This window comes from Streptomyces sp. NPDC048584 (genome assembly GCF_043199595.1).
Lineage (GTDB): Bacteria > Actinomycetota > Actinomycetes > Streptomycetales > Streptomycetaceae > Streptomyces > Streptomyces edwardsiae.
On the sequence record NZ_JBICWF010000028.1, the window covers coordinates 1 to 7,564 of the forward strand.

Sequence of the window (7,564 nt, forward strand, 5' to 3'; positions counted from 1 at the left end):
GTTCTTGGCGGCGGAGCGCACCATGGTCGGGCCGCCGATATCGATATTTTCGACCGCGTCTTCCAGCGAGCAATCTGGGCGCGCCACGGTTTGGGCGAACGGGTACAGATTGACGACCACCATGTCGATAGGCTGGATGTCATGCTGATTCATGACCGCGTCGTCCTGGCCGCGGCGGCCGAGGATACCGCCGTGAACTTTCGGGTGCAGGGTCTTAACTCGTCCGTCCATCATCTCCGGGAAGCCGGTGTAGTCGGAAACTTCGGTAACGGGCAGACCGGCGTCTGCCAGCAGGCGGGCGGTGCCGCCGGTGGAGAGCAGTTCAACGCCGCGCTGGGAAAGCGCTTCGGCGAATTCAACGATACCGGCTTTGTCAGACACGCTGAGCAGGGCCCGGCGGATTGGACGAGGTTGTTGCATGGTTTTATCCCTTGGCTTTGAGTCGCAATTAAAGAGCGTTACGTGAATGTCCACCTCGTTCTCTCTATAAGGAAGGGTTTTTTGCCTTATAAAGGGAGGGTCAGGCACATATTCAGGTAGCGCCCCCATAAAAAGGGGGATCGTTTCGTCGCGGGGAATTGTAGCGAAAACGTTTGCGTGGCGCTCGTAAATTTTCCGTGCAAATCGCATCTGTGGATAACACTGTGCGCAAGTGGGTATAAGGCGGGGTTTTGCTGTGGAATGCAGCGAACGATCGTTTTTGCTGAAAATACCTGTTGCGGCCTGCGAGGAACTCCCTATAATGCGCCTCCATCGACACGGAACATGTGAACAACTTCACAGAGTCTCCGGGGGTCGCAGAGAAAAAATCCTGAAAATTAGGGTTGACTCTGAAAGAGGAAAGCGTAATATACGCCACCTCGAGTTAGCAAGCGAAAGCGACTAACTCACTGCTCTTTAACAATTTATCAGACAATCTGTGTGGGCACTCCACAAGACGATATCCAGCATCTTCGGATGCAAAAAAATATCAAGTCTTGAAGAGTGACTAACTGAAGTAAAATTCATGCAGTAAATCTTTGAGCATCGCTTCTCGAGTGGAAGCAAATCAAGCTTTTAATTGAAGAGTTTGATCATGGCTCAGATTGAACGCTGGCGGCAGGCTTAACACATGCAAGTCGAGCGGTAGCACAGGGGAGCTTGCTCCCTGGGTGACGAGCGGCGGACGGGTGAGTAATGTCTGGGAAACTGCCTGATGGAGGGGGATAACTACTGGAAACGGTAGCTAATACCGCATAACGTCGCAAGACCAAAGAGGGGGACCTTCGGGCCTCTTGCCATCAGATGTGCCCAGATGGGATTAGCTAGTAGGTGGGGTAATGGCTCACCTAGGCGACGATCCCTAGCTGGTCTGAGAGGATGACCAGCCACACTGGAACTGAGACACGGTCCAGACTCCTACGGGAGGCAGCAGTGGGGAATATTGCACAATGGGCGCAAGCCTGATGCAGCCATGCCGCGTGTGTGAAGAAGGCCTTCGGGTTGTAAAGCACTTTCAGCGAGGAGGAAGGTGGTGAACTTAATACGTTCATCAATTGACGTTACTCGCAGAAGAAGCACCGGCTAACTCCGTGCCAGCAGCCGCGGTAATACGGAGGGTGCAAGCGTTAATCGGAATTACTGGGCGTAAAGCGCACGCAGGCGGTTTGTTAAGTCAGATGTGAAATCCCCGGGCTCAACCTGGGAACTGCATTTGAAACTGGCAAGCTAGAGTCTCGTAGAGGGGGGTAGAATTCCAGGTGTAGCGGTGAAATGCGTAGAGATCTGGAGGAATACCGGTGGCGAAGGCGGCCCCCTGGACGAAGACTGACGCTCAGGTGCGAAAGCGTGGGGAGCAAACAGGATTAGATACCCTGGTAGTCCACGCTGTAAACGATGTCGATTTGGAGGTTGTGCCCTTGAGGCGTGGCTTCCGGAGCTAACGCGTTAAATCGACCGCCTGGGGAGTACGGCCGCAAGGTTAAAACTCAAATGAATTGACGGGGGCCCGCACAAGCGGTGGAGCATGTGGTTTAATTCGATGCAACGCGAAGAACCTTACCTACTCTTGACATCCAGAGAACTTAGCAGAGATGCTTTGGTGCCTTCGGGAACTCTGAGACAGGTGCTGCATGGCTGTCGTCAGCTCGTGTTGTGAAATGTTGGGTTAAGTCCCGCAACGAGCGCAACCCTTATCCTTTGTTGCCAGCGGTTCGGCCGGGAACTCAAAGGAGACTGCCAGTGATAAACTGGAGGAAGGTGGGGATGACGTCAAGTCATCATGGCCCTTACGAGTAGGGCTACACACGTGCTACAATGGCATATACAAAGAGAAGCGACCTCGCGAGAGCAAGCGGACCTCATAAAGTATGTCGTAGTCCGGATTGGAGTCTGCAACTCGACTCCATGAAGTCGGAATCGCTAGTAATCGTAGATCAGAATGCTACGGTGAATACGTTCCCGGGCCTTGTACACACCGCCCGTCACACCATGGGAGTGGGTTGCAAAAGAAGTAGGTAGCTTAACCTTCGGGAGGGCGCTTACCACTTTGTGATTCATGACTGGGGTGAAGTCGTAACAAGGTAACCGTAGGGGAACCTGCGGTTGGATCACCTCCTTACCTAAAGATATTGATTCGAGTGGCGTGCTCACACAGATTGTCTGATGAAAAAGTAATGAGCAAACAAAACCTTGTGGTATAGGTAAGTGCCGGGAGATTTGTGACTGTCCAGTGCAGTGACAAACGACAATGGCGCTCGATTTTTCACGAAAAATCTCACCTTTACCCGAAATTATCGAATCGGTGATTCGATAAGCCAATTTCGTGTCCCCATCGTCTAGAGGCCTAGGACACTGCCCTTTCACGGCTGTAACAGGGGTTCGAATCCCCTTGGGGACGCCATTCCGATAATGAGTGAAAGACATTATCACCGGTTAGCGATAACCGAAAAAATCTTAAAGATGACTTGCGAGTCATGTTTAAGATATTGCTCTTTAACAATCTGGAACAAGCTGAAAATTGAAACATGACGGCTGAAATTTATCCCTCCGTAGATGTACTGGGATGAAGAGTAACCTGTCATAGAGTCTCTCAAATGTTTGCAGCACGAACGATGGAAACATCTTCGGGTTGTGAGGTTAAGTGACTAAGCGTACACGGTGGATGCCTAGGCAGTCAGAGGCGATGAAGGGCGTGCTAATCTGCGAAAAGCGTCGGTAAGGTGATATGAACCGTTATAACCGGCGATACCCGAATGGGGAAACCCAGTGTGTTTCGACACACTATCATGTCATGAATACATAGTGGCATGAGGCGAACCGGGGGAACTGAAACATCTAAGTACCCCGAGGAAAAGAAATCAACCGAGATTCCCCCAGTAGCGGCGAGCGAACGGGGAGGAGCCCAGAACCTGAATCGGCTTGTGTGTTAGTGGAAGCGTCTGGAAAGTCGCGCAGTAAAGGGTGATAGCCCCGTACACTAAAATGCACAGGTCGTGAGTTCGATGAGTAGGGCGGGACACGTGACATCCTGTCTGAATATGGGGGGACCATCCTCCAAGGCTAAATACTCCTGACTGACCGATAGTGAACCAGTACCGTGAGGGAAAGGCGAAAAGAACCCCGGCGAGGGGAGTGAAATAGAACCTGAAACCGTGTACGTACAAGCAGTGGGAGCACCTTCGTGGTGTGACTGCGTACCTTTTGTATAATGGGTCAGCGACTTATATTTTGTAGCAAGGTTAACCGTATAGGGGAGCCGTAGGGAAACCGAGTCTTAACTGGGCGATTAGTTGCAAGGTATAGACCCGAAACCCGGTGATCTAGCCATGGGCAGGTTGAAGGTTGGGTAACACTAACTGGAGGACCGAACCGACTAATGTTGAAAAATTAGCGGATGACTTGTGGCTGGGGGTGAAAGGCCAATCAAACCGGGAGATAGCTGGTTCTCCCCGAAAGCTATTTAGGTAGCGCCTCGTGAACTCATCTTCGGGGGTAGAGCACTGTTTCGGCTAGGGGGCCATCCCGGCTTACCAAACCGATGCAAACTCCGAATACCGAAGAATGTTATCACGGGAGACACACGGCGGGTGCTAACGTCCGTCGTGAAGAGGGAAACAACCCAGACCGCCAGCTAAGGTCCCAAAGTCATGGTTAAGTGGGAAACGATGTGGGAAGGCATAGACAGCCAGGATGTTGGCTTAGAAGCAGCCATCATTTAAAGAAAGCGTAATAGCTCACTGGTCGAGTCGGCCTGCGCGGAAGATGTAACGGGGCTAAACCATGCACCGAAGCTGCGGCAGCGACGCTTAGGCGTTGTTGGGTAGGGGAGCGTTCTGTAAGCCGTTGAAGGTGGCCTGTGAGGGTTGCTGGAGGTATCAGAAGTGCGAATGCTGACATAAGTAACGATAAAGCGGGTGAAAAGCCCGCTCGCCGGAAGACCAAGGGTTCCTGTCCAACGTTAATCGGGGCAGGGTGAGTCGACCCCTAAGGCGAGGCTGAAAAGCGTAGTCGATGGGAAACAGGTTAATATTCCTGTACTTGGTGTTACTGCGAAGGGGGGACGGAGAAGGCTAGGCTAGCCGGGCGACGGTTGTCCCGGTTTAAGCGTGTAGGGGGTGTGACCTGGTAAATCCGGTTGCATACTAACCCTGAGGCGTGATGACGATGCACTACGGTGCAGAAGTAGTTGATGCCCTGCTTCCAGGAAAATCCTCTAAGCATCAGGTAACATTAAATCGTACCCCAAACCGACACAGGTGGTCAGGTAGAGAATACCAAGGCGCTTGAGAGAACTCGGGTGAAGGAACTAGGCAAAATGGTGCCGTAACTTCGGGAGAAGGCACGCTGGCATGTAGGTGAAGTCCCTTGCGGATGGAGCTGAAGCCAGTCGAAGATACCAGCTGGCTGCAACTGTTTAATAAAAACACAGCACTGTGCAAACACGAAAGTGGACGTATACGGTGTGACGCCTGCCCGGTGCTGGAAGGTTAATTGATGGGGTCAGCCGCAAGGCGAAGCTCTTGATCGAAGCCCCAGTAAACGGCGGCCGTAACTATAACGGTCCTAAGGTAGCGAAATTCCTTGTCGGGTAAGTTCCGACCTGCACGAATGGCGTAATGATGGCCAGGCTGTCTCCACCCGAGACTCAGTGAAATTGAACTCGCTGTGAAGATGCAGTGTACCCGCGGCAAGACGGAAAGACCCCGTGAACCTTTACTATAGCTTGACACTGAACATTGAGCCTTGATGTGTAGGATAGGTGGGAGGCTTTGAAGCGTGGACGCCAGTCTGCGTGGAGCCATCCTTGAAATACCACCCTTTAATGTTTGATGTTCTAACTCGGCCCCATAATCTGGGGTGAGGACAGTGTCTGGTGGGTAGTTTGACTGGGGCGGTCTCCTCCCAAAGAGTAACGGAGGAGCACGAAGGTTAGCTAATCACGGTCGGACATCGTGAGGTTAGTGCAAAGGCATAAGCTAGCTTGACTGCGAGAGTGACGGCTCGAGCAGGTACGAAAGTAGGTCTTAGTGATCCGGTGGTTCTGAATGGAAGGGCCATCGCTCAACGGATAAAAGGTACTCCGGGGATAACAGGCTGATACCGCCCAAGAGTTCATATCGACGGCGGTGTTTGGCACCTCGATGTCGGCTCATCACATCCTGGGGCTGAAGTAGGTCCCAAGGGTATGGCTGTTCGCCATTTAAAGTGGTACGCGAGCTGGGTTTAGAACGTCGTGAGACAGTTCGGTCCCTATCTGCCGTGGGCGTTGGAAGATTGAGAGGGGTTGCTCCTAGTACGAGAGGACCGGAGTGAACGCACCACTGGTGTTCGGGTTGTCATGCCAATGGCATTGCCCGGTAGCTAAGTGCGGAAAAGATAAGCGCTGAAAGCATCTAAGCGCGAAACTTGCCTCAAGATGAGTCTTCCCTGGGCCTTTAAGGTCCCTGAAGGAACGTTTAGGACTAAGACGTTGATAGGCTGGGTGTGTAAGTGCAGCGATGCATTGAGCTAACCAGTACTAATGATCCGTGAGGCTTAACCTTACAACACCGAAGGTGTTTTTAGAGAGATTTTCAGCGACGTTCCGAGATTGGTTCTGATGGCTTCACGGGAGTGAGGCGGTTGGAATGAAACAGAATTTGCCTGGCGGCAATAGCGCGGTGGTCCCACCTGACCCCATGCCGAACTCAGAAGTGAAACGCCGTAGCGCCGATGGTAGTGTGGGGTCTCCCCATGCGAGAGTAGGACACTGCCAGGCATCAAATAAAGCCGAAAGCCCTGAACTGACGTTCAGGGCTTTTTGCTATGCGTAAAACGTAAAAAAGCGCAGCTACGCTGCGCCTTTCAACCACTCGACAATAAAATCGGCGATGCTTTCCGGCTGATTGAGATCCAACGGCTTAGCCGTGATGGATAGCGGTCGGTCGCTGGCTACCGCCACGACAAACTGATCCAGCATGTCTTCTAGCGGCCTACCGATCTCGGCCCGATAAAGCAGGATCTTGCTGACCGGCTCATGTTTGAACCCTTCCACCAGAATCAAGTCGACCTTATCGGCATCAAAACGCTCTGCCAGGTAGCGTAGATCCAAAGGTTGTTGCTCCGGCGTTTCGGTCATCAATGCCCAGCGGCGATCGCTGGCGACCAACGTTTGGTCGGCACCCGCTTTGCGCAGCTCATAGCTGTCTTTACCCGGTGTATCCACATCCATATCGTGGTGCGTATGCTTTATCAGCCCAACCCGCACCTGGCGCTGTTTCAGCAGCGGGATCAGCTGTTTGAGCAAGGTGGTTTTTCCCGTTCCGCTATAGGCACCGATGGCCAGCAAAGGGGGCAATGAACGATTCATTACTTTAGCTCTCGTGCTTGCTGCCAATTCCGGCAGTCTTCCGGCGTATTCAGGTTATGAAATGCCGCTTGTTGTCCGCAGAACGCCACGCGTTGTGCCCCAATTTGATGCAGGAACAGCATCAGCTTGCGTTCACCTCGGGCCAGATAGTCAGCCAGCTGCGGTGCTATTTGGCTATGCAATAACGCCAGCGTAGGGTGATCTCGTTCACCATCGCTGGCAAAGGCCGCCTGCGCCGCGCCTTTTTGCCGCCAGAGTTGTGCGACTAAGTCGGCGGGAAAGTCGGGGACATCACAGGGGACAAAGACCACCCATTCGCTGTGAGCCTGTGTGAGCCCGGCGAGCATCCCGGCCAACGGTCCGGCGAAGTCGGGCGTCAGATCGCCAATCACCGGCAAACCGCTCGCCTGGTAACGTGCCTGATTGCGATTGGCGCTGATGGCGACGGAGGCCACCTGCGGGCGTAACCGAGCCAATACGTGTTGATAGAGTGCGATCCCGCCAATCGACACTAGGCCTTTGTCTTCACCGCCCATGCGCGTGGCCCGTCCGCCGGCCAAAATGACGCCGCTGATTTCTTTATGCATCTCGTTTATCCCGCCTTGTCGATGCGCTGATTGTAGCGCTAAAGCCAGCGCGACATCAGGATTTACCTTTATTGACAAGCCGGTTCTTTCACTGCGTGGGTAAGCCTGTTACTTTGTGAGTTTATTCATGCTATTGGACGATATTGAG

General features: G+C 52.9%; 2 protein-coding genes, 1 tRNA gene, 3 rRNA genes and 1 pseudogene. 4 read left to right on the forward strand and 3 right to left on the reverse strand.

Annotated features, from left to right (window positions below):
• A pseudogene (locus ACGFR9_RS35060) lies at positions 1-474 on the reverse strand (hypothetical protein); the annotation flags it as partial.
• Positions 475-1,057: 583 nt separating this feature from the next.
• On the opposite strand from ACGFR9_RS35060, the gene ACGFR9_RS35065 reads away from it, so the two are divergent.
• The 4 genes from ACGFR9_RS35065 to rrf all read left to right on the forward strand — a co-directional run bounded on the left by ACGFR9_RS35065 (position 1,058) and on the right by rrf (position 6,238).
• Positions 1,058-2,599 (forward strand): 16S ribosomal RNA (locus ACGFR9_RS35065).
• A 206-nt stretch (positions 2,600-2,805) separates the two neighbouring features.
• A tRNA-Glu gene (locus ACGFR9_RS35070) sits at positions 2,806-2,881 on the forward strand.
• A gap of 234 nt (positions 2,882-3,115) precedes the next feature.
• Positions 3,116-6,023, forward strand: a 23S ribosomal RNA gene (locus ACGFR9_RS35075).
• 99 nt (positions 6,024-6,122) lie between these two features.
• A 5S ribosomal RNA gene (gene rrf / locus ACGFR9_RS35080) occupies positions 6,123-6,238 on the forward strand.
• Together the 16S, 23S and 5S rRNA genes with 1 tRNA gene alongside form the textbook arrangement of a ribosomal RNA operon.
• Positions 6,239-6,310: 72 nt before the next feature.
• On the opposite strand, the gene mobB is transcribed toward rrf, so the two are convergent.
• Both mobB and mobA read right to left on the reverse strand, forming a co-directional pair.
• Complete coding sequence (gene mobB / locus ACGFR9_RS35085) at positions 6,311-6,856, reverse strand: molybdopterin-guanine dinucleotide biosynthesis protein MobB (protein ID WP_361866266.1); 546 nt, start codon at positions 6,854-6,856, stop codon at positions 6,311-6,313.
• Positions 6,829-7,494 (reverse strand): molybdenum cofactor guanylyltransferase MobA, encoded by a 666-nt coding sequence (gene mobA, locus ACGFR9_RS35090; protein ID WP_393216948.1) that lies wholly within the window; start codon positions 7,492-7,494, stop codon positions 6,829-6,831. The genes mobB and mobA overlap by 28 nt, the downstream gene beginning before the upstream one ends.
• Between the last annotated feature and the right edge of the window lie 70 nt (positions 7,495-7,564).